General features: G+C 68.7%; 24 protein-coding genes. 17 read left to right on the top strand and 7 right to left on the bottom strand.

What is annotated here, in order from left to right:
• Positions 1–37 precede the first annotated feature (37 nt).
• Positions 38–604, top strand: a complete 567-nt coding sequence (locus ABD255_RS02050) for a phosphoribosyltransferase family protein (protein WP_344209102.1) — start codon at positions 38–40, stop codon at positions 602–604.
• 98 nt (positions 605–702) lie between these two features.
• Here the strand turns inward: ABD255_RS02050 and ABD255_RS02055 are convergent, their stop codons facing one another.
• The gene (locus ABD255_RS02055; protein WP_344209104.1) at positions 703–1,188 is read right to left on the bottom strand and encodes a GNAT family N-acetyltransferase; all 486 of its coding nucleotides are present in this window, start codon (positions 1,186–1,188) and stop codon (positions 703–705) included.
• Positions 1,189–1,416: 228 nt separating this feature from the next.
• On the opposite strand from ABD255_RS02055, the gene dnaK reads away from it, so the two are divergent.
• The 9 genes from dnaK (at position 1,417) to ABD255_RS02100 (ending at position 11,150) form a co-directional block, all read left to right on the top strand.
• Positions 1,417–3,297, top strand: coding sequence for a molecular chaperone DnaK (dnaK, locus tag ABD255_RS02060; protein WP_344209106.1), 1,881 nt, complete (start codon positions 1,417–1,419; stop codon positions 3,295–3,297).
• A complete protein-coding gene (gene grpE / locus ABD255_RS02065; RefSeq protein WP_344209108.1) occupies positions 3,294–3,983 on the top strand; it encodes a nucleotide exchange factor GrpE in 690 nt (229 codons plus the stop codon). Before dnaK ends, grpE begins: the two co-directional genes overlap by 4 nt.
• A gap of 29 nt (positions 3,984–4,012) precedes the next feature.
• Complete coding sequence (gene dnaJ / locus ABD255_RS02070; protein ID WP_344209110.1) at positions 4,013–5,191, top strand: molecular chaperone DnaJ; 1,179 nt, start codon at positions 4,013–4,015, stop codon at positions 5,189–5,191.
• Positions 5,191–5,652 (top strand): heat shock protein transcriptional repressor HspR, encoded by a 462-nt coding sequence (locus tag ABD255_RS02075; protein ID WP_344209111.1) that lies wholly within the window; start codon positions 5,191–5,193, stop codon positions 5,650–5,652. The genes dnaJ and ABD255_RS02075 overlap by 1 nt, the downstream gene beginning before the upstream one ends.
• Positions 5,653–6,083: 431 nt before the next feature.
• Positions 6,084–6,641 carry a GNAT family N-acetyltransferase gene (locus ABD255_RS02080; protein ID WP_344209113.1) on the top strand — a complete coding sequence of 186 codons (558 nt, stop codon included), beginning with the start codon at positions 6,084–6,086 and terminating at the stop codon, positions 6,639–6,641.
• 211 nt (positions 6,642–6,852) lie between these two features.
• Positions 6,853–9,435, top strand: coding sequence for an ATP-dependent chaperone ClpB (clpB, locus tag ABD255_RS02085; RefSeq protein WP_344209115.1), 2,583 nt, complete (start codon positions 6,853–6,855; stop codon positions 9,433–9,435).
• Positions 9,436–9,554: 119 nt separating this feature from the next.
• A complete protein-coding gene (locus ABD255_RS02090; protein WP_344209117.1) occupies positions 9,555–10,100 on the top strand; it encodes a hypothetical protein in 546 nt (181 codons plus the stop codon).
• Positions 10,100–10,453, top strand: a complete 354-nt coding sequence (locus ABD255_RS02095; RefSeq protein WP_344209119.1) for an ArsC/Spx/MgsR family protein — start codon at positions 10,100–10,102, stop codon at positions 10,451–10,453. The genes ABD255_RS02090 and ABD255_RS02095 overlap by 1 nt, the downstream gene beginning before the upstream one ends.
• A 97-nt stretch (positions 10,454–10,550) precedes the next feature.
• Positions 10,551–11,150, top strand: coding sequence for a hypothetical protein (locus tag ABD255_RS02100; RefSeq protein WP_344209120.1), 600 nt, complete (start codon positions 10,551–10,553; stop codon positions 11,148–11,150).
• Positions 11,151–11,308: 158 nt separating this feature from the next.
• On the opposite strand, the gene ABD255_RS02105 is transcribed toward ABD255_RS02100, so the two are convergent.
• Positions 11,309–12,460 (bottom strand): pyridoxal phosphate-dependent aminotransferase, encoded by a 1,152-nt coding sequence (locus ABD255_RS02105; protein ID WP_344209121.1) that lies wholly within the window; start codon positions 12,458–12,460, stop codon positions 11,309–11,311.
• Between the two features lie 178 nt (positions 12,461–12,638).
• Positions 12,639–13,088, bottom strand: a complete 450-nt coding sequence (locus ABD255_RS02110) for a MarR family winged helix-turn-helix transcriptional regulator (RefSeq protein ID WP_344209122.1) — start codon at positions 13,086–13,088, stop codon at positions 12,639–12,641.
• 91 nt (positions 13,089–13,179) lie between these two features.
• On the opposite strand from ABD255_RS02110, the gene ABD255_RS02115 reads away from it, so the two are divergent.
• Positions 13,180–14,757 (top strand): MFS transporter, encoded by a 1,578-nt coding sequence (locus ABD255_RS02115; RefSeq protein ID WP_344209123.1) that lies wholly within the window; start codon positions 13,180–13,182, stop codon positions 14,755–14,757.
• On the opposite strand, the gene ABD255_RS02120 is transcribed toward ABD255_RS02115, so the two are convergent.
• A complete protein-coding gene (locus ABD255_RS02120) occupies positions 14,700–16,727 on the bottom strand; it encodes a glycosyl hydrolase family 28-related protein (RefSeq protein ID WP_344209125.1) in 2,028 nt (675 codons plus the stop codon). The two genes, ABD255_RS02115 and ABD255_RS02120, sit on opposite strands and share 58 nt — an antisense overlap.
• 156 nt (positions 16,728–16,883) lie before the next feature.
• Positions 16,884–17,588 (bottom strand): FadR/GntR family transcriptional regulator, encoded by a 705-nt coding sequence (locus tag ABD255_RS02125; protein ID WP_344209127.1) that lies wholly within the window; start codon positions 17,586–17,588, stop codon positions 16,884–16,886.
• 208 nt (positions 17,589–17,796) lie between these two features.
• On the opposite strand from ABD255_RS02125, the gene ABD255_RS02130 reads away from it, so the two are divergent.
• The 3 genes from ABD255_RS02130 to ABD255_RS02140 are packed head-to-tail and all read left to right on the top strand — an operon-like array spanning position 17,797 to position 20,916.
• On the top strand, positions 17,797–19,098 hold the full coding sequence (locus ABD255_RS02130) for an ABC transporter substrate-binding protein (RefSeq protein ID WP_344209129.1): 1,302 nt from the start codon (positions 17,797–17,799) through the stop codon (positions 19,096–19,098).
• 4 nt (positions 19,099–19,102) lie between these two features.
• Positions 19,103–20,083 carry a carbohydrate ABC transporter permease gene (locus ABD255_RS02135; protein WP_344209130.1) on the top strand — a complete coding sequence of 327 codons (981 nt, stop codon included), beginning with the start codon at positions 19,103–19,105 and terminating at the stop codon, positions 20,081–20,083.
• Positions 20,080–20,916, top strand: coding sequence for a carbohydrate ABC transporter permease (locus ABD255_RS02140; protein WP_344209132.1), 837 nt, complete (start codon positions 20,080–20,082; stop codon positions 20,914–20,916). Before ABD255_RS02135 ends, ABD255_RS02140 begins: the two co-directional genes overlap by 4 nt.
• Here ABD255_RS02140 and ABD255_RS02145 read toward each other — a convergent pair.
• Complete coding sequence (locus ABD255_RS02145; RefSeq protein WP_344209134.1) at positions 20,874–21,554, bottom strand: pyrimidine 5'-nucleotidase; 681 nt, start codon at positions 21,552–21,554, stop codon at positions 20,874–20,876. The two genes, ABD255_RS02140 and ABD255_RS02145, sit on opposite strands and share 43 nt — an antisense overlap.
• Before the next feature lie 52 nt (positions 21,555–21,606).
• Between ABD255_RS02145 and ABD255_RS02150 the strand changes: the two genes are divergently transcribed.
• The 3 genes from ABD255_RS02150 to ABD255_RS02160 all read left to right on the top strand — a co-directional run bounded on the left by ABD255_RS02150 (position 21,607) and on the right by ABD255_RS02160 (position 25,936).
• Complete coding sequence (locus tag ABD255_RS02150; protein ID WP_344209136.1) at positions 21,607–22,374, top strand: SDR family NAD(P)-dependent oxidoreductase; 768 nt, start codon at positions 21,607–21,609, stop codon at positions 22,372–22,374.
• A gap of 199 nt (positions 22,375–22,573) precedes the next feature.
• Complete coding sequence (locus ABD255_RS02155) at positions 22,574–23,365, top strand: hypothetical protein (RefSeq protein ID WP_344209137.1); 792 nt, start codon at positions 22,574–22,576, stop codon at positions 23,363–23,365.
• 201 nt (positions 23,366–23,566) lie between these two features.
• Positions 23,567–25,936: a helix-turn-helix domain-containing protein gene (locus tag ABD255_RS02160; protein WP_344209139.1), complete on the top strand. Its 2,370-nt coding sequence runs from the start codon at positions 23,567–23,569 to the stop codon at positions 25,934–25,936.
• Here ABD255_RS02160 and ABD255_RS02165 read toward each other — a convergent pair.
• Positions 25,919–26,836, bottom strand: coding sequence for a LysR family transcriptional regulator (locus ABD255_RS02165; protein ID WP_344209141.1), 918 nt, complete (start codon positions 26,834–26,836; stop codon positions 25,919–25,921). The two genes, ABD255_RS02160 and ABD255_RS02165, sit on opposite strands and share 18 nt — an antisense overlap.
• Positions 26,837–26,967 lie beyond the last annotated feature (131 nt).

The following is a 26,967-nucleotide window of genomic DNA, read 5'->3' on the forward strand; positions in this document are numbered from 1 at the left end:
CGGTGCGCTCGGCCGGTCTGGACGTCACCCTTGAGGCATGTCCAAGGCAACGGCGCAGCGGGTCGACGAGGGGTTTCGTCGGCGGCTGCGTGCTGCCTTCCAGTGGCAGTGGGACCGCGGTTCCTGGCGGGGGTCGGCCGATCTCACGGGCTGGTGGCGCGACTCGGAGTTGATCCGCGAGCTTGGTCCCGCCCTGGCCGCGTTGTATGACGAGCAGCCGACGGTGGTGCTGGGGCCGGTGTCGCGTGGCGCTCTCCTCGGAGCGCTCACGGCCGCCTCTGTGGGGGTCGGGTTCGTGGAGGTGCGCAAGGACGACGGGCCGGCGACCGACAGCGACCGCTGGGTACTGCGTACCACCGCGCCCGACTACCGCGATCGGCACGTCGTGTTCGGCTTCCCGCGGGACCTGGTGGCCGCCGGTGACCGGGTGCTGATGGTGGACGACTGGGCCGACACCGGGGCGACGGCGCGGGCGGTCAGAGCGTTGGTGGACGACTGCGGCGCCCAGTGGATCGGTGCCGCCTGCATCGTCGACGGACTGATGGACCCGCGGCTGCGCCACGACCTGCCCGTCCGCGCGCTGCTCGACGTCCGCACGCTCTGACCGAGCGCCCGTACGCCGAGCCGCCGTGCGCCGAGCCGCCCGTCGCTGGGCCGCCCGTACGCCGAGCCGCCCCGACGCCGGGCCGGGCGTGCGCAGTACTAGTCGGCCAGTTCCTTGGAGAGCATGGCGCTGGTGGTGCCGTTGGGGCGGCGGAGTTTGCCGACCTCGACGAAGCCGCGGGCGGCGTGGAAGGCGAGGGAGGCTTCGTCGGGAGGATCGGACTGAACCCGGCAGACCAGGCGGTCGAAGGGCTTGGCGGCGCGCTCGACGGCGCGGTAGACCGAGGTGGCGACACCCTGGCGCCGGTACTCCTCGGCGACCACGATCCGGTCCAGGTGCAGGAAGCGGTCGGCATAGGTGGAGACGAACCACTGGAAGTCGAGGCTGTCGTGGGCGGAGCCGGGTGCGAAGGTGAGGACGAAGGCGGCGATCTCGCCCTCGATCTCCACCACGGCGGCATGGGCGGCGATCAGCCGGAGCCAGTCCAGCCGGTCGGGGCCCAGCGGGTCCGTCTGCTCGACGGCGGCGGCGTTCAGGGCGAGCACGGCCGGTTCGTCGGCGGACGTCATGGGGCGGAGTTTCACCTGCACACCTTCCCACGCGCGGCACCTTCCGCGGCAGGGGTCTGACCAGGGCTTGACCGGAGTCTGCCCCGAAAACCCGGCCCCGGGGTTGGGAATGAGCCGGGCGTGCGGCAATGTTGAGCCAGGTGAACTCAAGTTTGCGCAACCAGGCTGCGGTCCGATTTGAATCCGGGCCCCCGGAACGGCAACATTGAGTCTGCATCACTCAACTTCGTGGAGGTAACGCACATGGCCCGCGCGGTCGGTATCGATCTCGGTACGACGAACTCCGTCATCGCCGTACTGGAAGGTGGCGAGCCCACCGTCATCCCCAACGCCGAGGGAGCACGCACGACCCCCTCGGTCGTGGCCTTCGCCAAGAACGGCGAGGTCCTGGTCGGAGAGGTGGCCAAGCGCCAGGCCACCACGAACGTCGACCGGACGATCCGTTCGGTCAAGCGCCACATGGGCGAGAGCTGGAACGTCTCGATCGACGGCAAGAAGTTCACCGCCCAGCAGATCAGCGCGTTCGTGCTGCAGAAGCTGAAGCGGGACGCCGAGGCGTACCTCGGGGAGCAGGTCACGGACGCGGTCATCACCGTGCCGGCCTACTTCTCCGACGCGCAGCGGCAGGCGACCAAGGAGGCCGGCGAGATCGCCGGCCTGAACGTGCACCGGATCGTCAACGAGCCCACCGCGGCGGCGCTGGCGTACGGGCTGGACAAGGGCACCGAGCAGACCATCCTGGTCTTCGACCTCGGCGGCGGCACCTTCGACGTGTCGCTGCTGGAGATCGGCGACGGCGTCTTCGAGGTGAAGGCGACCAGCGGTGACAACCACCTCGGTGGTGACGACTGGGACCAGCGGATCGTCCAGTGGCTGGTGACCCAGTTCAAGAACAAGAACGGCACCGACCTGTCCGGCGACAAGATGGCCATGCAGCGTCTGCAGGAGGCCGCGGAGAAGGCCAAGATCGAGCTCTCCAGCGCCGCCGAGACCAGCATCCACCTGCCGTACCTGAGTCTGACCGACTCCGGCCCGCTGCACCTGGAGGAGAAGCTCTCCCGGGCCGAGTTCCAGAAGCTCACCAACGACCTGCTCGAGCGCGCCCGCGCACCGTTCAAGGCCGTCATCAAGGACGCCGGCGTCGACGTGTCGAAGATCGACCACGTCATCCTCGTCGGTGGCTCCACCCGGATGCCCGCCGTGGCCGAACTGGTCAAGGAGCTGACCGGTGGCAAGGACCCGAACAAGGGTGTGAACCCGGACGAGGTCGTCGCCGTCGGTGCCTCCCTGCAGGCCGGTGTGCTGAAGGGTGAGGTCAAGGACGTCCTGCTGCTCGACGTGACCCCGCTGAGCCTGGGCATCGAGACCAAGGGTGGCGTGTTCACCAAGATCATCGAGCGCAACACCACCATCCCGACCAAGGGCTCGGAGATCTTCACCACCGCCGAGGACAACCAGCCGTCGGTGATGATCCAGGTCTACCAGGGCGAGCGCGAGATGGCCCGGGACAACAAGTCGCTCGGCAACTTCGAGCTGACCGGCCTGCCGCCGGCGCCGCGCAACGTGCCGCAGATCGAGGTCACCTTCGACATCGACGCGAACGGCATCGTGCACGTCAACGCCAAGGACCTGGCCACCGGCAAGGAGCAGCGGATGACGGTCACCGGTGGCTCCGCGCTGCCGAAGACCGACATCGACCAGATGGTCCGCGACGCCGAGCAGTACGCCGAGGAGGACCGCGTGCGCCGCGAGGCCGTCGAGTCCCGCAACCAGGCGGAGGGTCTGGTCTACCAGACCGAGAAGTTCCTGCAGGAGAACGAGGACAAGGTCCCCGACGACGTCAAGACCGAGGTCAAGGACGGCGTCGCGGAGCTGAAGAAGGCGCTCGAGGGTGAGGACGCCGACGCGATCAAGACCGCGTCGGAGAAGCTCGCCCAGTCCAGCCAGAAGATGGGCGCCGCGATGTACGCGAACGCCCAGGCGGCCGGCACCTCGGACGAGAGCGCGTCGGCGGACGAGAGCGGCTCCAGCAGCAACGACGACGTGGTCGACGCCGAGATCGTGGACGAGGACCGCCCGCAGGACAAGCAGAGTGGATCTTCTCAGGCAGAGGACGACAAGTGACCGACCGCGACCCTGGTAGCGAGTTCGGCGACGGGGAGCCCGTCGTCCGCGACAAGCGCCGGATCGACCCGGAGACCGGCAACCTGCGAGAGGCCGCTGAGACCTCAGCGGCCCCCGCGGGTGGCGCCGCGCCTGGTATGCCCGGTACGCCGGGCGCCCAGCCGCCGCGGGACCCGTCCGACCTGATCGGGCCGTCGGCCCAGGAGGCCCTGTTGACCGAGGCGCTCGCCGAACGTACCGCGGACCTGCAGCGACTGCAGGCGGAGTACGTGAACTACAAGCGGCGGGTGGATCGGGACCGGGAGGCGAACCGCGAGGTCGTCATCGGTTCGGTGCTGACCGAGTTGCTGCAGACGCTGGACGACATCGGCCGGGCCCGCGAGGCGGGCGAACTCGAGGGCGCGTTCAAGGCGGTCGCCGAGTCGGTCGAGCGGGTCACCGAGAAGCTCGGCCTGGTCAAGTTCGGCGAGGTCGGCGATCCCTTCGACCCGCGGATCCACGAGGCGCTGCTGCACAACTATTCCGACGAGGTGGACGGCCCGACCGCCACGATGGTGATGCAGCCGGGGTACCGCCTCGGCGAGCGGATCCTGCGGGCGGCGCGAGTCGCCGTCTCGGAACCGACCGAGCAGCTCCCGGCGGACTCGACCGAGGACGCTGACCAGGTCAACAAGCCCACGGAGTAAGGGATTCTCCCCGAGGAGGTGAGACGTCGATGAGTACGAAAGACTGGTTGGAGAAGGACTTCTACAAGGTTCTCGGCGTCTCCAAGACGGCAGAGGCCGACGAGATCAAGAAGGCCTACCGCAAGCTGGCGCGCAAGTACCACCCGGACTCCAACGCCGGGGACGCGTCGGCCGAGGCCAAGTTCAAGGAGGTCTCCGAGGCGTACGACGTCGTCGGGGACACCAAGAAGCGCAAGGAGTACGACGAGGCCCGCCGGCTGTTCGGCAGCGGCGGCTTCCGGATGCCGGGCAGCAGCGGGACGCAGGGTGGACAGGGATTCGGCTTCGACGTCGGCGACCTGTTCAACCGGTCCGGCTCGACCGGCGGCGGGGGACTCGGCGACATCCTGGGCGGCATGTTCGGCGGCGGCGGTGGTGGGCGCACCACGACCACCTCGTCGACGGCGCGGCCGCGCCGGGGTGCCGACATCGAGACCGAGGCGACGATCGAGTTCGCCGAGGCCGTGAACGGTGTCACCGTCGCACTCCGGATGACCAGCGACGAACCGTGCAAGACCTGCCGCGGGACCGGCGCGAAGTACGGCACGGTGCCGAAGGTCTGCCTGAAGTGCGAAGGCACGGGCATGCAGACCTCGGTCCAGGGTGGCGTCTTCGCGATGACCGAGCCCTGCACCGAGTGCAAGGGCCGCGGTCTGGTCGTCGACCAGCCCTGCGAGACCTGCCACGGCTCCGGCCGCGGCCAGTCGAGCAAGACCATGCAGGTCCGCATCCCCGCGGGCGTGCAGGACGGTCAGCGGATCCGGCTGAAGGGCAAGGGTGCCGCCGGCGAACGAGGTGGCCCCTCGGGCGATCTCTACGTCAGCGTGCACGTCAAGCCGCACCGGATCTTCGGCCGGCAGGGTGAGCACCTGACCCTGGCGGTTCCGGTCAGCTTCACCGAGGCCGCGCTGGGTGCCGAGATCAAGGTTCCGACCCTGGACGGCCTGCCCGTCACGGTCCGGATCCCCGCCGGTACTGCGAACGGCAGCAAGCTGCGGGTTCGCGGGAAGGGCTCGGTCCGTCGCGACGGCAGCAAGGGCGACCTGCTGCTCACCATCGAGGTGCAGGTGCCGCACGAGTTGAGCGAGGAGCAGCGCACCAAGCTGCAGGAGTTCTCCTCGGCGGCGGCGCAACCTGACCTGCGCGCTGGGTTGTTCGGGAGTTCCTGATGGGCATCCCGTTCTCGCAGGTGCCGACCTGGGACGACCGCACCCCGATCTACGTGATCTCGGTGGCGGCCCAACTGGCCGGCATGCACCCGCAGACCCTGCGCCAGTACGACCGGCTCGGCCTGGTCACTCCCAGCCGGGCGAGTGGCCGCGGCCGGCGGTACTCGGCGTACGACGTGGCGAAGCTGCGGTATGTCCAGCACCTGTCGCAGGAGGAGGGCGTCAACCTGGCGGGCATCCGGCACGTCCTCGAGTTGCAGTCTGAGGTCGAGGACCTGCGCAGGCGGGTGAACCAGTTGCTCGCCGAGGTGCAGCGCGGTGTCGGGGTGTCCCGGCAGAGCAGTCAACGGGCCAGCCGAGTCTTCTCGGCCGGACCCGCGGGCGACGTGATCGCCATGGGTCGCCAGCAGACCACCACCCGGTGGGTCCGCACGCACCCCCTGGAACTGGGCCAACGCTGAGCTCCCCGGGAGCCTCCTTCGAGGCTCCCGGGACCAGCGAGCCAACCATCTCTTCCTGCTGTTGCTGGGACCGGCCGGCAGGTTGATCGCAGGACTACAGACTTCCGGAAGCCTTGACCCCCGCGAGGCTTCCGGCTCCCCCGGGGCTCTCCATCACCCGAGAGCCCCGGCCCCGGTGCGAGCTTCGACCCCTCGAAGCTCCCCGCCGGGCACCGGAGCGCGCCATCCCCTTGGCGCCTCCGGACACCGGAGTGCGCGACCCCCCAACGCGCCTCCGGACCCCGGAGTGCGCGACCCCCCAACGCGCCTCCGGACCCCGGAGTGCGCACCCCCGATGCGCCTCCGGGCGTGGAGCCCCCGGATCCCTGGTGGTCCGGGGGCTTCCTCGCGTTCGGCCGCCGGACGACCGCGGACGCGTGGGGATCCGGGCGGTGGCCGCCTACGCTGGCAAGGTGACGCTCACCTTGAAGACCGACCGGTTGCTGATTCGCGACTGGGAAGAAGACGACGCCGACGCCGCACTGGAGATCTACGGCTCGGCCGACGTGGCTCAGTGGTTGTCGCCGGCGATCGACCAGGTCACTGACGCGGCGACGATGCGGGTCATCCTGCGCGCCTGGATCGAGGCCCAGCCGAACTTCGTCGTCCCGGCCGGGCGCTGGGCTGTCGCCCGCCAGGAGGACGGTGAGGTCGTCGGCGGCCTGCTGATCCGCCTGCTCCCGCCGTACGAGGAGGACCTCGAGATCGGCTGGCAGTTGCGCCCGAGCGCCTGGGGCCAGGGCTACGCCACCGAGGCCAGCCGGGGCCTGATGAAGTGGGCCTTCAAGGAAGGCGCGATCGACGAACTCTTCGCCGTCGCCAGGCCGAACAACAGGCGCGCCATCGCCACCGCCGGCCGCCTCGGCATGGAGTGGGTCGGCGAAACCGAGAAGTACTACGACCTGAACCTGCAGGTCTACCGAATCCGCGCCGCGGAGTTCAAACCCTGAGCAGGTCCGCCTCGTGATGCCGGCGGGCGACGAACCGCAGCCCCACCGGAGCTCAGTTCGTGGCGGGGTCGGCAGCGTTACCGGTACGGGCTCCAACCGCAGCGACCCTGAGTTGTCCCCAGGTTTTCTCAGAGTTGAGTGGAATGCACTCAAGTTTGGATAAGTTGTAGGTAGTAGGACTTGTCATTGAGCTTGAGAGGCTGGAAACCAGATGGATGTTCAGCGGTTGACGACGCTGGCCCGGGAAACCCTGTCGGTCGCGATCCGTCAGACCTCCGCGGCGGGCAACCCGACCGTGGAACCGATTCACCTGTTGTCGGCCCTGCTCGCGCAGCCGGAAGGGGCCACCATCGGCCTGCTGGAGGCCGCGGGCGGGGAGGTCGATGCGGTGCGCCGCCGGACAGCGGAGCAGTTGAGCCGCCTGCCCAAGGCGAGTGGCGGCAGTGTGCAGGCGCCGAGCCTGTCGGGGAAGACCAGTGATGTGCTGAACCAGGCAGAGCAGCGTGCGCTCGGGCTGGGGGACGAGTTCGTCTCCACCGAGCACCTGCTGATCTCGCTGGCCACGGTCGAGGGCAACGCCAAGACCGCGCTGGATGTGACGCCGGACGCGCTGCTGCAGGCGTTCGACACGATGCGCGGCAACCGGCGGATCACCTCGCCGGAGGCCGAAGGCACCACCAAGACGCTGGAGAAGTACGGCGTCGACCTGACCGAGCGTGCTCGCGACGGCAAACTCGACCCGGTGATCGGGCGGGACTCGGAGATCCGCCGGGTGGTCCAGGTGCTGTCGCGCCGGACCAAGAACAACCCGGTCCTGATCGGTGAGCCCGGCGTCGGCAAGACCGCCGTGGTCGAAGGACTGGCGCAGCGGATCGTGGCCGGCGACGTACCGGAGTCGCTGCGGGGGCGGCGGCTGATCAGCCTCGACCTGAGCGCGATGGTGGCCGGAGCGAAGTACCGGGGTGAGTTCGAGGAGCGGCTGAAGGCCGTGCTGACCGAGATCAAGGAGTCGGACGGCCAGGTCATCACCTTCATCGACGAACTGCACACCGTCGTCGGCGCGGGCGCGTCCGGCGAGGGCGCGATGGACGCCGGCAACATGCTGAAGCCGATGCTGGCCCGCGGCGAACTGCGGATGATCGGCGCGACCACGCTGGACGAGTACCGGACCCGGATCGAGAAGGACCCGGCGCTGGAGCGGCGCTTCCAGCAGGTGTTCGTCGGCGAGCCGTCGGTCGAGGACTCGATCGCGATCCTGCGCGGCCTGAAGGAGCGCTACGAGGGGCACCACAAGGTTGCCATCTCGGACAGCGCGCTGGTCGCCGCCGCGTCGCTGTCCAACCGGTACATCACCGGTCGCCAACTGCCCGACAAGGCTATCGACCTGGTCGACGAGGCCGCGTCCCGGCTGCGGATGGAGATCGACTCCTCCCCGGTCGAGATCGACTCGCTACGGCGTACGGTCGACCGGCTCAAGATGGAAGAGCTGGCGCTGTCGCGTGAGGACGACGCCTCCAGCCGGGAGCGGCTCGAGCGGCTGCGGGCCGACCTCGCCGACCGCGAGGAAGAGCTGCGCGCGCTGGAAGCCCGCTGGGAGAAGGAGAAGTCCGGCCTGAACCGGGTCGGCGAGATCAAGGAACGCATCGACGAGTTGCGCGGGCAGGCCGAGCGCGCCCAGCGCGACGGCGAGCTGCAGCGCGCCTCCGAGATCCTGTACGGCGAGATCCCCGAGCTGACCAAGGAGCTCGAGGCGGCCGCCGCCGAGCCCGAGGTGACCGACGGCCCGGACGCGATGGTCAACGAGGAGGTCGGCCCCACCGAGATCGCCGAGGTGATCGCGATGTGGACCGGGATCCCGACCGGCCGGCTGCTCGAGGGCGAGACCGGCAAGCTGCTCCGGATGGAGGACGAGCTCGGCCGCCGGCTGATCGGCCAGCGCGAGGCGGTCAAGGCCGTCAGCGACGCCGTACGGCGAGCGCGCGCCGGCATCTCCGACCCGGACCGGCCGACGGGTTCGTTCCTGTTCCTCGGCCCGACGGGTGTCGGCAAGACCGAGTTGGCGAAGGCGCTCGCGGACTTCCTGTTCGACGACGAACGCGCGATGGTGCGGATCGACATGTCGGAGTACGGGGAGAAGCACAGCGTCTCGCGGCTCGTCGGGGCTCCGCCCGGCTACGTCGGCTACGAGGAAGGCGGTCAGCTGACCGAGGCGGTCCGCCGCCGCCCGTACTCGGTGATCCTGCTGGACGAGGTGGAGAAGGCGCACCCCGAGGTCTTCGACATCCTGCTGCAGGTGCTCGACGATGGCCGGCTGACCGACGGCCAGGGCCGGACGGTCGACTTCCGCAACGTGATCCTGGTGCTCACCAGCAACCTCGGGTCGACCTATCTGGCGGACATGTCGATCGAAGACTCGGCCAAGCGCGACCAGGTGATGAACGTGGTCCGGCAGGCGTTCAAGCCGGAGTTCATCAACCGCCTCGACGAGATCGTCCTGTTCGACGCCCTCGGCAGCGAGGAACTGACGAAGATCGTCGGCCTCCAGATCGCCGCCCTGCAGCGCCGCCTGAGCGACCGGCGGATCACCCTGGACGTCGGCGAGGACGCGATGGAGTGGCTGGCCATGACCGGCTACGACCCGGTCTACGGCGCCCGCCCGCTCCGCCGCCTGGTTCAGTCCGCGATCGGCGACGAGTTGGCCCGCGGCCTCCTCTCCGGCACCGTCCGCGACGGCGAAACCGTCCACGTCCACATCAACGAAGCAAAAGACGCGCTGGAAGTCACCTCCGACTGACAGACAGACAGTGGGGGAGCCTCGGGTCCAGGCCCGAGGCTCCCCCCATACTTTGTAGTGATCTGGGAGGATCGGGGGAGGGACGCGCTGGGTGTCTCTGGTGGAAGGACTTCTAGGCGATGAGCGACCAGAGCGGCGGGCCCGGGCCTGCCGACGACCGGCCAGGGCCCTACCAGGGCGCCTTCGGCTCATCCGGCCGACAACCACCGCCGTACGGCGGCCAGCCCGGCCCGTACGGGGGTTCCTTCGGCCAGCAGCCCAACCCGTACTCGTACGGGCCCGACCCGGTGGCTCCGCCGAAGCAGGTGACGATCGCCTCGGCGATCTCCTTCGGCCTGGGCGGCCTCTGCGTCCTGCTCGGGGCGTTCTCCGTGACCTCGGCAGGTGAGCAGATCGCGGAAACCCTCACCGGCTCGAAAGACTCCCAGGCCCTCGTGGTCGCCGTCGTCCTGCTCTGCGCGGTCGCGTACATCCTCCCGGCCGTCTTCCTCCGCAAGCGCCGCCGCTGGGCCCGCATCATGCTGATGGTGGTCGCCGTCTTCGGCATCACCGGCGGCGTCACAGCCCTCCCCGGCAGCCTCCTGGGCCTGGCTCTGCACCTCACCCTGCTGGTCCTGATGCTCCAGCAACCCACCAAACTCTGGTTCCTGGGACCGCGCCGCTGATGGAGATCTGGATCAACCCCGCCTGCTCCAAGTGCCGCGCCGCCACCGCCGCCCTGGACGAGGCCGGCATCTCCTACACCGTCCGCCGCTACCTCGACACCCCGCCCACAGCCGAGGAACTGACCGAGGTCCTCACCCGCCTCAACCTCGCCCCCTGGCACCTGGTCCGCATGAATGAACCAGCAGCCGCCGCCCTCAAATCCCTCCCCCGCGACGAGGCCCACCACGCCGACTGGATCGAAGCGATGGTCACCAACCCCATCCTCATCCAGCGCCCCATCCTCACCACCGACGACGGCACCACCGCAATAGCCCGAGACCCGGAAACCCTCGCCCGCCTACTGCACCCGTAGCGAACCCTCGGGCCCCCTCGAATCTGCCCCAGGCTGCCCCACCGGACCCTGCGAATGTCGCCGGACACTCGCCGGCGACCTCCGGCATCATCCGTTGATGCCCAGCGCGCCCTCACCCACTTTCACCCTCTCCGCCTGGATCGACGAATCCATCATCGTCGGCCGCGACGACAGATCCGGCACCTACACCATGGCGGCCGCCATCGCCGATCCGGTTGAGTGCGATGACATCAGGGCCGGCCTCCGCTCGCTCACCGTCGGCCGTGCCGAGCGACTGCACTGGGCTCACGAATCACCGAAGCGGCGAGATGCGATCGCCGCGTTCATAGCGTCGATCGACATCGCAGTCGTCACCGTGATCGGCAAGCCTGTGATGGGTCCGAAGCAGGAAAGAGCGAGACGGTGCTGCCTCGAGCGGCTCCTCTACGAGCTTGGCCACTGTGGTGTCACCGACGTTCTGCTGGAGTCGCGGTCGGCGGCACCAGATCGGAGGGACATCAGGCTCGTCGACAGTGCGCGGAACAAGGGGATGGTGACGGCTGGGCTGCAGGTGGGGTTCGGGCGGCCCAAGGAGGAGCCGATGCTCTGGGTTCCGGATGCCGTCGCGGGCGCCGTGACCGCTGCCGAGCTGGGAGAGCCACGCTGGCTGCTGGCCGTGTCTGAAATTGTCAGTCGGCACACCGTCAACGTGCGGTAGAAAGCGCGAAGGCTGGGTCCCACCGTCCGGAGGGGTTCCCAGCCTCACTTCTCGATCGGGCAGCGCCCGTGAGCTGCTAGAAGTCTTGCACAGCCCACGGCGCGCTGTCACCGCCGATGACCATCTGCCCCAGCCTGCCCCGAGGTGCCCCGCTCGGGTCAGAGTTTTGTCAGGCGGTGGAGGGCTTCTTCCAGGAGTTCGGGCTTTTTGCAGAAGGCCCAGCGGACCAGGGGGCGGCCGGCTTCCGTGTTGTCGTAGAAGACCTGGTGCGGGATGGCTACGACGCCCGTCTTCTCGGGGAGCATCCGGCAGAAGTCGACGCCGTCGGTGTAGCCGAGGGGGCGAACGTCCGTGGTGACGAAGTAGGTGCCCTGGGGGCGGTGCACCCCGAAGCCCAGGGATTCCAGGCCGTCGCAGAGCAGGTCGCGTTTGGCCTGCATGGTGGCGCGGAGGTCGTCGAAGTACTCGTTGCCTAGGGCAAGGGCTCCGGCGACGGCCGGCTGGAAGGGGGCGCCGGAGACGTAGGTGAGGAACTGCTTGGCGGTGTTCACCGCGGTGACGATCTCGGGGGTGCCGGTGACCCAGCCGATCTTCCAGCCGGTGACGGAGAACGTCTTGCCCGCACTGCCGATGGACACGGTCCGCTCCGCCATCCCCTCGTACGACGTCAGCGGCAGGTGCTGGAGGCCGTCGAAGATCAGGTGCTCGTAGACCTCGTCGGTGATCACCACCAGGTCGTGCTCGACGGCGACGGTCGCGATCCCGCGGAGCTCCTCGTCGGAGAGTACGGTGCCGGTCGGGTTGTGCGGGGAGTTGATCAGGAGCACCTTCGTACGGGGCGTCACCGCGGCCCGGAGTTCGTCCAGGTCGAGGCGGAAGTCCGGGGCGCGCAGGGTCACCGGGACCCGGTGGCCGCCGGCCATCGCGATACACGCCGCGTACGAGTCGTAGTACGGCTCGAGGGCGATGACCTCGTCGCCGGGCTCGACGTACGCGAGCAGGGACGCGGCGATCGCCTCGGTCGCGCCGGTGGTCACCAGGACTTGGGTGTCGGGGTCGTAGGACAGTCCGTAGAAGCGCTTCTGGTGGTCCACGATCGCCTGCCGGAGCGCGGGGATGCCGCGGCCGGGCGGGTACTGGTTCGCGCCGGACCGGATGGCCGTGATCGCGTCCTCGAGGAGCGAGTCCGGGCCGTCGGTGTCGGGGAATCCCTGGCCGAGGTTGACCGAGCCGGTCCGGACCGCCAGGGCGGACATCTCCGCGAAGATGGTGGTGCCGAGACCTTGCAGCCGCTGAGCGTGTTCGCGCATGCCTCCGACCCTAACCTCCCGCACCGGCGGTCGCCGGAAAGTGTCCGTGGCGGGGGCGACGCTGCAACTCTCACCTTCTGATCTGTACTGCGTACGCTCCGTCCGCTGCCCTCCCGGCCCTGCCGCGCTGCCCGCAGGAGGTGGAGGGGGTTAAGGCGAAGTAGTTAGCCCGGAGGGCTTACGTGGTCGCTTCCGGGGTTTCTGCGGTGACCATGCGCTCTAGCCACGCTCTCGCGGTCGCGCGTTCGGCGGGGGAGAAGGCTGATTCGAGGTCGCGTTCTACCGCCCGGACGGCGGGGGTGGCGTCGGACAGGCGTTCGTGGCCGGCAGGGGTCAGGTAGAGCTGTTGGGAGCGGCGGTCCGCCGGGTTCGCGCGGCGTTCCAGCAGGTCGGCGCGTTCCATCCCGGTGATGAGTTCGTTCGCGGACTGCCGGGCGGTGCCGACCTTGCGGCCGAGTTCGGCGATCGTGCAGCCGGGCTTCTCGGCGAGCACCAGCAGCGTGCCGTACTGCTGGACGGACAACTCGTGCTCGGCCAGGGCGACGGCGACGGCCGAGCGCATGCTCAGCCAGGCGTGCCGCACCAGGAAGGTGACGCAGCCGCCGTCCAACTCATCGACAGGATCCATGCGGCCATTCTGCCCACAAATAGATTGACAGGTTCCTGACGATCGAGTGACACTCAGTCCGTCAGGGACCTGTCAATCATAGGAGTGGGCTGTGCAGCCTGTCGACCACCCGCGGCAACGCCGCATCCTGTCGATCCTCATCGTGTCGGCGATCCTCATCTGGATCGATTCCACCGTCCTGGGCATCGCCCTCGAACGCCTCGCCGACCCGGTCGCCGGTCTCGGCGCCACCCCGGGCCAACTGCAGTGGGCGCTCGGCATCTACTCGCTCTTCTTCGCCACGGCCCTCTTCGCCGCCGGCGCGCTCGGCGACCGCTACGGCCATCGCACCGTGCTGATGCTGGGCATGACCGTCTTCGGAGCGTCCTCGGCCTGGGCCGCGTGGTCGGACGGCCCGGTCTCACTGATCCTCGCCCGCGCGCTGATGGGCGTCGGCGGCGCGATGATCATGCCCACCTCGATGGCGATCATCGGCTCGACCTTCTCGCCCGAGCGCCGCGCCGGCGCGATCGCCGCCTGGTCGGCATCGGCCGGAGTCGGTGTGGCGACCGGCCCGGTTCTCGGTGGCCTGTTGATCGACCATTTCTGGTGGGGCTCGGTCTTCCTCATCAACCTGCCCCTGGTGGCGGCCGGCCTCATCGGTACTGCGCTCGTCGTCCCCAACCCGCGCAGCCCAGAGCGCCGACGCTTGGACCCACTCGGCCTCGGCCTGTCGACCTTCGGCCTGCTCGGCGTCGCGTACGGCCTGATCGAAGGCGGTCAACAAGCAGGCTGGGGTCGCTGGCAGGTCTGGGGAAGCATCGCCGCCGGAGTACTGCTGATCGCGGCCTTCCTGTACTCCGAATGGAAGGAGCGCGAGCCGAGTTTCGATCCGCGCCTGTTCCGCAACCGCCGGTTCGCCGCCGGAAACTTCGCCCTCGCCGCGCTGTTCCTCACCGTGACCGGCCAGAGTTTCTACATCACCTTCTATCTCCAGGGCGCCCGCGACCTGAGCGCCCTCGACGCCGGGTTGCTTTCCCTCCCAGGAGCCGCGGGCGTCGTCATCGGCGCACCACTAGGCGCCCGGCTGGCCCGTCGCTTCGGTGTCGCCGCCGTAGCCGGTACTGCGCTCGCCGCGTTCGCGCTCTGCCACGCCCTCAACCTCACCTTCGCCGTCGACTCCTCGCTGATCTGGTTCTGCCTGGTCGGCGGGATCGCGGGCATCGCCATCGGTACCGCCGTCGCACCCACCACGGCGGCCGTCCTCAGCGCTCTTCCGATGGACCGGATGGGCGCCGGATCCGCCGTGAACAACGCGATCCGCCAGGTCGGCAGCGTGCTTGGCGTGGCTCTGCTCGGCACGGTGCTGGCCAACGCCTACCAGCACAAGATCACGCCCGCGCTCGACGACCTGCCGGCCGGAGTACGGGAAGCAGCATCCGGATCGGCCGAGGCGACCCGCCGTACTGCGGCCGCTCTCGGCCGGCCGGACCTCGTCCAGTCGGCGAACGACGCCTTCATCCAGTCCATGCACATCGCCGCGGGGGTGGCGGCGGTGTGCGCCTTGCTCGGCGCGGTCGTGCTGGCCGGGGCCTTCCGCACGAGCCGCGCCGAGACTGAAGCCGCTGCCGATCAGTTCCAGGGGCTCGGTGCCGGCGGCGGAACGACCGGCGGGCGATCCTCGCAGTGACCCGGTGCGCCCGCGTCCGCGGTCCAGCCGCCGTCGTTGCTGTCGCCGAGCAGCCGGACGTCGAATTCCGGCGTACCGGTGAAGTGGAAGGTGCCGCAGTTGTTGACGAACGGCGCTCCCACGTTCCGCGCGTCGACGTTCTCGAAGGTGGCCCAGCCGCCGACCCGGGCGTTCACCACGTTCGTCCCGGTGCCGTCGACCTCGATGTTGCTGACGGCAACGTTCGTGATCGCGTAGTCGTCCTTGACCGGCCAGTCGACGACGAACAGGAACGCGTTGTACGTCGAGTCCAGCAACGAGCTGTCCCTGATCTCGATCTTGCCCGACATGTTCGACTGCAGGGCGTAGAGCCAGATCGCGCCGAGCCCGAGATCCCAGTTCAGGTCGCGCGGACCCCCTCGTACGGTCGTGTTCCGGGCGAAGGTCAGCGTCCCCTCGAAGGGTGTCGAGTTGAACCGCGATCCCGCATGGAGGGTGCTGCCCTCGCGGATCGGGTCGGCGACCAGGTTGTCCGTGACGGCGTTGTCGCGACCGCCGTAGATCGCGATGTTGTTCGCCAGTACGGGCGTCTGCACGGTGTTGTGGTCGTAGACGTTGTGGTGGTTGACCAGCCCCGCGGGGTTCGCCTCCGACCACATCGCCAGGCCGTCGTCACCGCTGTTGCGGATGAAGTTGTTGGTCGCCCGGACGTTCGAGACGCCCAGGTGCAGGTTCATCCCGTCCGCGATGGCGTCGGTGATGACGTTGTCGCGGATCAGCAGGCCGTCCATCGGCCCGTCGAGCCAGATCCCCACCTTGGTGTGGTGCAGGTACAGGTTCTGGATGGTGGAACCGCCGCCGATCGCGCCGCCGATGCCGTTCACCTGGTCGGTGTCGATTCGCTCCCGGACGTCGCTCTCGATCGCGAAGTCGGACAGGTGCACCTTGGTGCTGCCGCCGTCGGCCGCGTACTTGCCGTAGAAACCCGGCGCGCTGTGCACGGACTTGTCCGGCGCGGGCTGGGCCAGCGGCAGCACCCTGCCCTTGATGATGCTCCACCAGTTGCCGGCGCCCCGGACGGTGACCTTGTCGACGATGATGTGCCGGTTGACCTGGTAGGTGCCCGGCGGGATGAACACGCTCCAGCCGAGCTTCTTGGCGACCGCGATGGTCCGGTCGATGGCCGGCGCCGCGTCCCGGCGGCCGGTCGGATCGGCGCCGAAGAGCCTGATGGACAAGGACTTCTTCGGCTGCTTGAGCGGCTGTGCGACGAGTTCGAAGTCGGCGACGTCGAGCACGTACCACGCCGCCGGGGTGCTCGCCGGGAGTTGGAACCGGACCTTGTCGCCGGCCTGGTACGTCTTGCCGAGCATCAGCCGCTGCTCGTCGTAGAAGTGGTTCGGCCGGAACGGCTTGGTGACGGGGTCCGGCTCGGGCTTCCACCAGCCCGGGTTCGGGTCGACCATCGGGTCGTTGGAGAACGGGTACATGCCGTAGAGCCAGGCGTACTCCGAGGTCAGCGTCATCGTCTGCTTGTGCTTGCCGTTGACCGTGACGTCGAGCGGCGCCCGCATTCCCTTGCCGTCGGCGGTGTCGGGGATGCTGTAGCGCAGCGTCAACGCGTTGGCCGGTCGCGAGAGGGTGAACTCGACGTACTGCCCAGGCGACGTCAGCCGTACCGCGGTCCGTCCCGACGCCTCGGCGGGCAAGGTGTAGGCCTCGCGGCTGGGCCCGATCTTCTCGCCGGTGGTGAAGGCGTTCTCCGCCTCCTGCTCGACGAACGGCACGGTGGCGCCCCGCCCTTCCACCAACTTCGGATCAAGCCCGGCCCGGGTGATCACCGGCCCTGAGCCCGCGGCTGCTTCCGAGGACTCGGTGGTCGAGAACGCCGGTGCGGCGGACAGCCCGGCCGCTGCCAGCAAGGCGCCGACCGTGGCGGTGGTCGCGGTCAGACGACGGCGAACAGATGGGTTCTGGGACACGGGCGACATCCCCCTCAGGATGAACGGCCGGGCCTGCTGATCGAGGCCCCGACGGGCGTCACCGCTTGGAGCCGGACGATACGCATCCTGACTTGTCTCTGCAAGATCTCAACAAACGGGAGAAATTAACTGCCAAACCAAAGGCCTTGGGGTGGGCTGGGGAGATCAATCGTCTTCGAGGGCCACCTGGGGCTGAGGGCGGAGAGCACGGAGCCAGAGTTCGGTCTGAGCGATGTGGGCGGAGGCGGCGGTGGCCGCTGCGGCGGGGTCGCGGTGGGCGATGGCGGCGAGGATCGCACGGTGGCCGCGGTCGCTGGTCTGCTTGATCGCCTCGAAGTCCGCGCCGGGCTCGAAGATCCGGTAGTGGCCGCCGCGGCCGCGGATCACGCCGGTCAGCGCGGTGACGGTCGGATTCCCGCCGGCCGCGCAGATGGAGCCGTGGAATTCGGCGTCCAGGGCCTGGATCTCGCCCGCGTCGGTGGTCGCCTCCAGTTTGTCCAGGATGTCGCCGAGCTTCTCCTCGAGCTCAGGATCCTGCCGGGCGGCGGCCGCCGCGGTGGCGTGCGCTTCGAGCACCCGGCGGACCTCCAGCAACTGCAGCACGCCTTCGAGCGGGATCAGTTCGACCGACAGCGAGAACCGGCTGATGATCTCGGCCGGATCCAGCGCGGAGACGTAGGTGCCGGAGCCGTGCCGCGACTCGATCACGCCCAGCGCGGCCAGCGAACGGGCCGCTTCCCGCAGCGAACTGCGGGACACGCCGAGGTGGTCGCAGAGTTCGGGCTCGGGCGGGAACTTCGCGCCCGGGCCGAGCTCGCCGGACGCGATCATCTGCCGCAGCCCGGCCAGGGCCTTGTCCGTCGCAGCCATCAGCACCTCCCCATCGATAGACCCGCTCCAGCGTAAGTCCTCAGACCACTTCTGGCCACGTCACCGCTAAGACCTTGTCGTCAGAGCGCAAATCTGGCTAATGTGCGGGGATTGATCGAGTAACTCATCTGATGTCAGGGCAAACTGACCTGACTGCTCCGGCATCGTCCCCCTGCCCCTGGCCCACATCCCCTGAGGAGAAGTGCCAATGCACTACCGAAAGATGTTCGCACCTCTGGCGGCCATCGCCTTGACCGCGTCGGCGGTCGCCTGCGGGCCCGGTCCGGCCGAGAAGGCGGAGGGCGCGGTCACGCTGCAGATGGTCGAGAGCCTGACCAACCCGACCAGGACCGCGCTGCTGAAGAAGCTGATCGCCGACTTCGAGTCGAAGAACTCCGGCATCAAGGTGCAGTTGATCTCGCCGCCGACCAACCAGGCGGACCAGAAGATCCAGCAGATGCTCCAGTCCGGCAAGGGCGTGGACGTGCTGGAGGTCCGCGACACCACCGTCGGCCCGTTCTCCACGAACAAGTGGATCTACGACATGGCCCCGGACCTGAAGGACTGGGACGGCCTCGAAGCGCTGACCCCGAACGCGCTGAACGTGACCCAAGCGGGCGGCAAGTCGTACATGGTGCCCTACGGCTTCTACGGGCTCTCGCTGTTCTACCGCAAGGACCTGGTCCAGGAGGCCGGGTTCAGCGGGCCGCCGAAGAGCTGGACCGACATGGTCGAGCAGGCCAAGAAGATCAACGACCCGAAGAAGAACCGGTACGGCTACTCGTTCCGCGGCGGACTCGGGGCCGGCGGCAACGCGATCGCGGTGATCAGCGGCTATGTGATCGACGAGATCAACAAGGACAACGCGTTCAAGCTGACCAGCGGCAAGACGATCTTCTCCTCGCCGAAGGCCGTCGACGCGCTCAACCTGTACGTCGACCTGTTCAAGAACGCCTCGCCGCCTTCCTCGGTCAGCTGGGGTTATCCCGAGATGGTGCAGGGCTTCACCTCCGGCACCACCGGCTTCCTGCTCCAGGACCCGGAGGTGATCGCCACGGTGAAGGAGTCCAAGACGATCAAGGAAGACCAGTGGGGTACTGCGCCGCTCCCGGTCGGCCCGACGGGCAAGGCGGCCCAGCCGCTCGCGAACGCCGGTTGGGGTGTCGCTCAGGGCAGCGAGCACAAGCCGGAGGCCGTGAAGCTGATCAAGCACCTCACCTCGGGCGACGCCGCGCTGACCTTCTCCAAGGAGAACAGCCTGGTCCCGATCCTGAAGAGCGCCGCGGAGGACCCGTTCTTCAAGGACGGCCCGTGGGCGTCGTACGTGGCGATGAACTCCTCGCCGGACACCTACATCGTGGTGACCCAGCCGCGCGGGGTGCCGTGGTCGACCGAGTGGGGCAACAAGTCCGACGCCGACGTGCAGAAGCTGATCACCGGCAAGGCCCAGCCGGCCGAAATCCTGAAGAGCTGGGACGAATACTGGACCAAGAAGTGGGCCGGGAACTGAGCTGATGGCTGTAACCACCCAAGGAACCACCAACAGGCCGGCGGCCAAGCCGCCGGCCTCGCGGCGGGCGGGGTCCGGCAGGCGGCAGTTCACCGGCCGGACCGCGCTGATCCTGTTCGCCTTCATGCTGCCCGCGCTGGTGTTCGTCGGTCTGTTCACCTACTACCCGTTGCTGAACGGCGTCCAGATGGCCTTCCGCAACTACAACCTGAACGACCTGTCCGACACGTCCTGGGTCGGGCTGCAGAACTTCCGCACCCTGCTCGGTGACGAGATGTTCCGCGGCACGGTGAAGAACTCGCTGGTCTGGGTGGTCGGCTCGCTGGTGCCGCAGTTCCTGATCGGCTTCACGATGGCGTTGTGGCTGCGCCGCAGGTTCCGCTTCCGCGGTGCCTACCAGGCGCTGGTGTTCTTCCCGTGGGCCGTGTCGGGCTTCCTGATCGGGATCCTGTTCCGCTGGATGTTCAACGGCGAGTTCGGGGTCGTGAACGACCTGCTGATGAAGAGCCACCTGATCGACACCCCGGTGCCGTGGCTGGCCGACGCGAAGTACGCGATGGCCGCGGTGATCATCGCGAACGTCTGGTACGGCGTGACGTTCTTCGCGATTATGATCCTGGCCGCGCTGCAGTCGGTGCCGGAGGAGCTCTACGAGGCCTCCGCGATCGACGGCGCGGGCAAGGTCCGGACGCTGTTCAGCATCACCATCCCGTCGATCCGGACCACGCTCGCGCTGACCGTGCTGCTCCGGGTGATCTGGATCTTCAACTCACCCGAGCTGATCTTCGGGATGACCGGTGGTGGTCCCGCGAACGAGACGCACATCGTCACGTCGTACATGATCCAGGTGACCCAGGAGGGCGACTACGGCCGCGCCTCCGCGATGGGCCTGATGGTGGTCTTCGTGCTGATGCTGTTCGCGATCTTCTACCTGCTGGCGATCCGGCCCAGACAGCGTACGACGGTCAGGAAGGCGATCCGATGATTCGCGACTACAGCACCGGCGGCAAGATCGCCCGGTTCGCCGGACTCGGCCTGTGCCTGATCATCACCCTGTTCCCGCTCTACTGGATCCTGGTCACGTCGTTCAAGGAGCCGGGCACGATCTTCGCCTACCCACTGCGGTACTGGCCGTCGGACTGGTCGCTGGCCAACTACCAGGGCCTGTTCGACCAGTCGAACTTCGCCGTGTTCCTGGTCAACAGCCTGATCGTCTCGACCGTGGCGGCGTTCTTCGCGACGGTGATCTCGCTGCTCGCGGCGTACGTGCTGGCGCGGTTCGAGTTCGTCTCCAAGGGCGCGGTGATGGGCGCGTTCCTGGTCACCCAGATGATCCCGGGCTTCATCGCGCTCGGCTCGCTCTACATCCTGATGACGAGGCTCTACCTGGTCGACAACCGCTGGGGACTCGTCCTGGTCTACGTCGCGGTCTCGATCCCCTTGTGCACGGTGATGTTGCGCGGGTTCTTCGAGAACGTGCCGGCCTCGCTGGAGGAGGCGGCGATGGTGGACGGCTGCTCGCGGCTGTCGGCGTTGTTCCGGGTGCTGGTGCCGGTGATGACGCCCGGGCTCGCGGCGTCGTACATCTTCAACTTCGTGAACTGCTGGAACGAGTTGTTCCTGTCGGTCACGTTGATGAACAGCGACAGCAACAAGACCATCCCGGCCGCGCTGAACGGTTTCATCAGCAGCTACAACATCGACTGGGGGTCGATGTCGGCCGCGGCGGTGCTGTCGATCATCCCGACGATGATCCTGTTCGCGTTCGCCAGCCGCTACATCGTCGAAGGCCTGACGGCCGGCGCCGTCAAGGAGTGAAGGAACGGCGCCAGGTCCCACACCCGCCACCGCCGCGGTGCCATCACTTGGTACTGCGCGGTGCCGGGTGCGGCCTCGCCGCCCACCCACACGGTCGCCATCCCCAGTTGCTCCGGCACCGTCAGGTTGACCTCGAGGTCGTCGAACATCACCGCGCGGCCGGGAACGACGTCGTGCCGGTCGAGGAATCGGCGATAGCTGCCGGGATGCGGTTTCGGCTCCAGTTCGCCGGCCAGGATGTCGAACACGCCGTCGAAGTGGCCGGCCAGTCCGAGCCGGTCCAGCGCCTGCTCGGCGTGGTACGCGGAGGCGTTGGTGTAGATGAACTTCCGGCCGGGCAGCGCCGCGATCGCGGTCGCAAGGAGCGCGTCAGCGCGTAGTACGGAGTAGTCGAGGCGCCGCTCGAAGGCGAGGTAGTCGGCCGGGTCGACGGCGTGCAGGGTCATCAGCCCGCGCAGCGTCGTGCCGTGCGACGCGATCAGCTCAGCCTGCTTGCGGCGGGCGCCTGCCTCGTCGAGCCCGAAGAACCCGGTCAGGTAGTCGCGGATGCCGACGTTGATCTGGTCCCCGAGGCCGGTGCTCGGTGGGTAGAGGGTGTTGTCGAGATCCAGCACCCAGGTGTCGATGTCGGACAGCATCGGTCCAGAGTAGTGACAGACTGGCCGTGTCACCGACGGGAGGACTGAAGCTGTGGCGACGGCGCTCATCACTGGACCTACGGCCGGGATCGGCCGGGCCTTCGCGGACAAGCTCGCGATCGAGGGCTACGACCTGGTGCTGGTGGCCCGGGACGAGGCGCGGCTGAAGGAGGTCGCGACCGAGATCACCCGGCTGCACGGCGTCGCGTGCGAGGTGCTGGCGGCGGATCTGACCGAGCCGGCCCAGCTCGCGCTGGTCGAGGAGCGGTTCAGGACCGGGCCGATCGAAGTACTGGTGAACAACGCCGGCTACGGGCAGAAGAAGCCCTTCTGGGCGAACACGATCGAGCAGGAGGAGCACCAGTTCGACCTGCTGGTGCGGGTGGTGCTGCGACTCACCCACGCGGCCGTGCTGCCGATGATCGAGCGGGGCTCCGGCGCCGTGATCAACGTGTCGTCGGTGGCGGGCTTCCTCCAGCGCGGCAGCTACAGCGCGCACAAGTCGTGGGTGACGAACTTCTCCGCCGGGCTGGCGATCGAGCTGCACTCCCGCGGCGTCGCGGTGATGGCGTTGTGCCCCGGGTTCGTGCGCACCGAGTTCCACGGACGGATGGGGATGGACAAGACGATCATCCCGTCGTTCATGTGGCTGGACGCGACCGAACTGGTGGACGCGGCCTGGGCCGACCTGATGCGCGGCAAGGCGATCTCGATTCCGAACTGGCGCTACAAGGTGGTCGTGGCCGGCGCCCGCTACATCCCGCGGACGCTGATCGCCCGCCTCTCCACGGTCGGCCTGGACGGCCGCCGCCGCGCCTGAGGTGCGCCTGTTCAGCGGCGCCCGTACTGCGCCCGCAGTGCGCGGGCAGGTGCTCGTGGACCCCTGGGAGTACGCCAAGTTGGGTCGTTCGACCATGCTGCGGTGGTCGCCGACTTGATGGCGGACTGAGATCCAACCAATTCCCGATCGGTGGCGTCTTACCCCGCGCCAAGGAACTTCGGGAGAGGGGTTGGGGACCATGTCCGGACGGGGATGGAAGGGCGCTCGGCTGGCGGTGGCGGCCGGGATGGCGACGATGGGGCTGGTGTTGGTCGCCTGCGGCAACGACGCGAGAGCCGGCGGCGGGTCCGGCGGTGGGGGTACTGCTGGAAGTACGCCGACTGCGACGCCGACGGTGACGCCGTCGCCGATCGCCACCCCGACTGCTCCGGACACACCTACTGAGCCGTCGACCACGCCGACCGCGCAGCCGACCCAGACGCCCGAACCCACGCCACAGAAGCCGTTCCGGATCACCCCGGCGATGCTGCTCACCGGTAGCGAGATGGCCAAGGGCGACCCGAGCCGGAAGTGGCGCGCGACCTCCCAGACTCCCGGCACGCCGATCTGCGGACCCTCGTCGACCCGCGGCGCCGGAGTCCAGGGAACCCTGCGCAGGCACTTCACCGACGAACTGGACGCCTCCGGTGGGCAATGGCTCACCCGGTACGCCGACGCCCGGGCCGCGCGGGCGGCGTACGGGCAGATCGTCGCGACGATCAAGTCCTGCAAGGCGTTGCGGCCGGCGCCGACGCACGCGCGGAAGATGACGGAGAACCGGACGCTCGCGCTGGGCGACGGGACGCGGATCATCCGGTGGTTCGACTACCCGCTGCCCTCCGACCCCGGCAGCGAGGCCGGCGGCTTCCCCTATGCCGTGACCCTGGAGGGCTCCGTCGTCAGCGTCTTGTCCTTCGGCGAGATGGGTCAGGGGATCAAGCCGACCCACTTCGAGCGCATCGCCGGATCCGCCGCGGCCCGGTTGGGCTGACGCCACCAAGCCTGGGGGAGTGAGAGCCGTGCCGCGGCATGTCCGGCGGCACGGCTCTCACTGGTTTCAGCGCAGGGGATCGGCGCTCCAGCCCTCCTGGTCGTTCGGCTAGCGAACCAGGCGGATCGAGCGGGCGGCCTTGGCCGTTATCGTGGTGCCGCAGAGGCCGTCGCCCCCTCCGAGCCTTGGAGTTCGTCCGTCATGTCCGTGGCCCAGTTGCTACGCCGCTTCCGCGCTCGGGCCGGCCTCACCCAGGAGAGCCTGGCTGAGGCGACCGGCTTGAGTGTTCAGGCGATCAGTGCGCTGGAAGGCGGCCGCCGCCGGCACCCCCGTCCGCTCACGGTCGACCTGCTCGCGAAGGCTCTGGATCTCTCCGCCGAGGACCGTCTGACCTTCGAGCAGGCCGGGCGCCGAACTGCCTCGTCGGCCGACGACGAATCGGCGATGCCGGGGCAACTCCCTCCACCGATCACCGACTTCACCGGACGCAATCGACAGTTGGACGAACTCCTGCGGATCCTGCGATCGCCGTACGGCGCCGCGCCCGGCGTGCTCATCTCCGCGATCGGCGGCATGGGCGGCATCGGCAAGACCACTCTGGCGGTCGAGGCGGCTCATCAGGTCGCGGAGGAGTACCCCGACGGTCAGCTGTACCTCAACCTTCGAGGTGGCGGTGGCGATCCACTCGAACCGGCGCAGGCGATAACCCAATTGTTGAATGCGTTGGGCATCCCGGTGAGCGGTGATCCGGAGGACCTGGAGTTCGCCGCAGCCCGCTACCGTACTGCGCTGGCCGGGCGCCGGGTGCTCGTCCTGCTGGACGACGCGACCAGCGTGGCTCAGGTGACCCCGCTGATCCCAGGGGTAGCCGGTTCCGCGGTGGTGGTCACGAGCAGACGGGGTCTTGCGACCCTGCCGGGTGTTCGGCGGCTGGCCCTGGAACCACTGACTGAGGACGAGGCGCTCCACCTGCTCGGGGAGATCGCCGGGCACCACCTGGTTGAGGCCGCACCGGAGGCCGCGCTGGCCGTAGTACGGGAGTGTGGGCTGTTGCCGCTGGCTGTCAGGATCGCCGGTGGACAAGCGGCCGGTGACCTTTCGTCGCTGGCTCGACGGCTCGCTGACGACACCAGCCGGCTGGATGTGCTGACCGACCCCGGCCAAGGAGTGCGGAGCAGCATCTCGTTGTCTGTCGCGGCCCTGGCCACTAGCGACCGGCCTGCTGATGTCGCGGCCGCGAAGGCGTTCCCGACGGTCTCCTTGTTCGGCGGGGACCATTTCTCCCTGCGGGTAGCCGCGAAGGTTCTCGACCTGCCCATGGACGACACGGAGGACCTGCTGGACCGCCTCGTCGATGTCCACCTCTTGGAGACGCCCGGACTCCACGAGTACCGAATGCATGACCTGGTCCGCGACGTCGGCCGGGAGTTGGCGGCGACGGACGGCGAAGAAGCTCTGGCAGAGCTACGCCGCCGCGAGCTCGAGTGCTACGTCGCGATGCTCTGGCGCTACGACGAGTTGAGAGGCTATCCGGAGAAGTACGGCGCGAGGACCGGGCGTGCCTGGTCGCAGGGCGCTGAGGACGTGGTGGACGTAGATCAGGCGAAGCGGTGGCTGGTGAGCGAGCTGCCCACGATCCTCCGACTGGTTCGCAAGGCGGCGATGGGTGATCCCGAGGAGCGGCTGCTCGCTGTCCGGATGGCGTTGGGGATGCCGCGACTCGCGGTCGATCGAATGAGGTTCGCCGAAGCCCACCAGGCCCTGGCGATCGCTGTCCGGATCTGTGACACCTTCGACAGCGAGATCGAGATCGGCAGGCTGTACCAGTTCGGCTCCATGTGCTGCTGCCTCGGTCTCTACGGGGACGGTGTTCACTGGAACCAGCGAGTGCTGCCACTGGCTCGGGAGAAGGGGACTTCGATCGAGTTGGCGACCTGCCTGATCAACCTGGGCCACAGCCTGGGGTGGCTGGGACGGGCGGCCGAGGGGATGCCCTATGCCGAGGAGGCGCTCGCCATCGTGAAGGAGTCCGGGATCGAGCGCTTCGAGGTCGGTGCCAACGTGGGGCTGGGCTCGCTGGCCGGCTGGACCGGCGATCTGGCGCGACAGCAAGAGGCCTTCGATCGCGCGCTCGAGCTGATGCCGCTCCGCTCGGCGCCCGGACCAGCGGCCGTCCACCGGAACCTGATCGGCCGCTCCCTGCAGGAGACCGGACAGTACGACGCGGCGGTCGCGGTGCTGACCGCCAACCTGGAACAGATCCGCGCCCAGAAGCTCGACGTGATCGAGGTCGACGCGCTGCAGGAACTCGGCTCCGCCCTGCTGGCCAAGGGGGATCATCGCGGTGCGAGCGACGCTCTCACCACCGCCTTGGAGATTGCCGTGCGGTATCCGGCAGAGCACCGGGAGGCTCCGATCTTGCAGGTGCTCGGTCAGCTGCATGCCGGCCTGGGACAGACAGAGGCCGCGCGCGCCTGCTGGCAGCGGTCGCTGCTGCTCTTCGAGCGAGCGGCCGATCCCAGTGCCGATCGGGTTCGCGAGTTGCTGGCCGGCTCAGGGGCCGAGGGGTAGCTCGGCGGCGGTTTCCTCGAAGGTCTTGAGGATCGCCGCGATCAGCGGGTGATCGGCCCGGCCGGTGCGGACGGCCACGAAGACCCGGCGGACGGGCGCCGGGGCGGTGATCGGACGGATCACGGCGGTGCCGATATCACTGGCTCGCAGCGCCAGGTGCGGAACCAGCGACACACCCGCGCCCGCGGCGACCAGCGCGGCCACCGCGCGGAAGTCGTCGGAGTTGTGCCTGATCCGTGGGCGGAATCCGGCCTGTTCGCAGGCCAGAAGGACTACATCGCGGATCGGGTTCCCGGCCGACGTGCTGACCCAGTCGTCGTCCGAGAGCGCGGTCAGGGCGACATTCTCGACGCCGGCACAAGGGTGAGCCGACGGCAGTACGGCGACGAAAGGCTCGGCGTACAAGGGGATTCGGGTCAGGCGGCTGTCATCGAGCCCAGGGGAGCCGCGGTGCTCCACGGCTATCGCGACGTCGACTTCGCCGTCGAGGAGTTGCGTGATGCCCTGGTGGCCCTCGACATCTCGTACTACGAGGCTCAGACCCGGCGTCGTGGCTCGCAGCCGAGCCAGCGCCGGAGCGACCAGCAGGCTGATAGCAGTGGCGAACGCGGCGACCCGTACTTCGCCGGTGGTGCCGTCGGCGTACAGGCGCATCGCGTCTTCGGCGCGTTCGACCTCGGTGAGGATGGCGTCCGCGTGGGTGAGGAGGAGACGGCCGGCGGAGGTGATGGCCACTCGCCGGCCGCGGCGCTCCAGGAGCTCCTGGCCCACCTCGGATTCCAGGGCGGCCAGTTGCTGGGAGACGGCCGACGGGGTGAGGTGCAGCACCTCGGCGGCCGCCGTCACGGTGCCGTGGTCAGCAAGTGCTCGCAGCACCCGCAACCTTCGGACTTCGATCACGAGAGTCAGCTTCGCACAGCGGCTCAGCTCGGCGGGAGCCGAACCAGCGCCGGGCCCGCGCGGGCACGTGCGGCCTCACCGGGGCGTCGGCCATCCCCGAACGGGCCTCCTCGGCGACCTGGTGGAGGACG

The organism is Kribbella sancticallisti, assembly GCF_039530625.1.
GTDB classification, from domain to species: domain Bacteria; phylum Actinomycetota; class Actinomycetes; order Propionibacteriales; family Kribbellaceae; genus Kribbella; species Kribbella sancticallisti.

Coding starts and splice junctions, on each gene's coding strand:
- ABD255_RS02135 (WP_344209130.1), top strand. CDS start 19,103: ATGGCTGTAACCACCCAAGGAACCACCAACAGGCCGGCGGCCAAGCCG.
- ABD255_RS02100 (WP_344209120.1), top strand. CDS start 10,551: ATGCCCAGCGCGCCCTCACCCACTTTCACCCTCTCCGCCTGGATCGAC.
- ABD255_RS02095 (WP_344209119.1), top strand. CDS start 10,100: ATGGAGATCTGGATCAACCCCGCCTGCTCCAAGTGCCGCGCCGCCACC.
- ABD255_RS02075 (WP_344209111.1), top strand. CDS start 5,191: ATGGGCATCCCGTTCTCGCAGGTGCCGACCTGGGACGACCGCACCCCG.
- ABD255_RS02140 (WP_344209132.1), top strand. CDS start 20,080: ATGATTCGCGACTACAGCACCGGCGGCAAGATCGCCCGGTTCGCCGGA.
- ABD255_RS02160 (WP_344209139.1), top strand. CDS start 23,567: ATGTCCGTGGCCCAGTTGCTACGCCGCTTCCGCGCTCGGGCCGGCCTC.
- ABD255_RS02130 (WP_344209129.1), top strand. CDS start 17,797: ATGCACTACCGAAAGATGTTCGCACCTCTGGCGGCCATCGCCTTGACC.
- ABD255_RS02155 (WP_344209137.1), top strand. CDS start 22,574: ATGTCCGGACGGGGATGGAAGGGCGCTCGGCTGGCGGTGGCGGCCGGG.
- ABD255_RS02145 (WP_344209134.1), bottom strand. CDS start 21,554: ATGCTGTCCGACATCGACACCTGGGTGCTGGATCTCGACAACACCCTC.
- ABD255_RS02110 (WP_344209122.1), bottom strand. CDS start 13,088: ATGGATCCTGTCGATGAGTTGGACGGCGGCTGCGTCACCTTCCTGGTG.
- ABD255_RS02120 (WP_344209125.1), bottom strand. CDS start 16,727: ATGTCGCCCGTGTCCCAGAACCCATCTGTTCGCCGTCGTCTGACCGCG.
- clpB (WP_344209115.1), top strand. CDS start 6,853: ATGGATGTTCAGCGGTTGACGACGCTGGCCCGGGAAACCCTGTCGGTC.
- ABD255_RS02050 (WP_344209102.1), top strand. CDS start 38: ATGTCCAAGGCAACGGCGCAGCGGGTCGACGAGGGGTTTCGTCGGCGG.
- ABD255_RS02105 (WP_344209121.1), bottom strand. CDS start 12,460: ATGCGCGAACACGCTCAGCGGCTGCAAGGTCTCGGCACCACCATCTTC.
- dnaK (WP_344209106.1), top strand. CDS start 1,417: ATGGCCCGCGCGGTCGGTATCGATCTCGGTACGACGAACTCCGTCATC.
- dnaJ (WP_344209110.1), top strand. CDS start 4,013: ATGAGTACGAAAGACTGGTTGGAGAAGGACTTCTACAAGGTTCTCGGC.
- ABD255_RS02090 (WP_344209117.1), top strand. CDS start 9,555: ATGAGCGACCAGAGCGGCGGGCCCGGGCCTGCCGACGACCGGCCAGGG.
- ABD255_RS02125 (WP_344209127.1), bottom strand. CDS start 17,588: ATGGCTGCGACGGACAAGGCCCTGGCCGGGCTGCGGCAGATGATCGCG.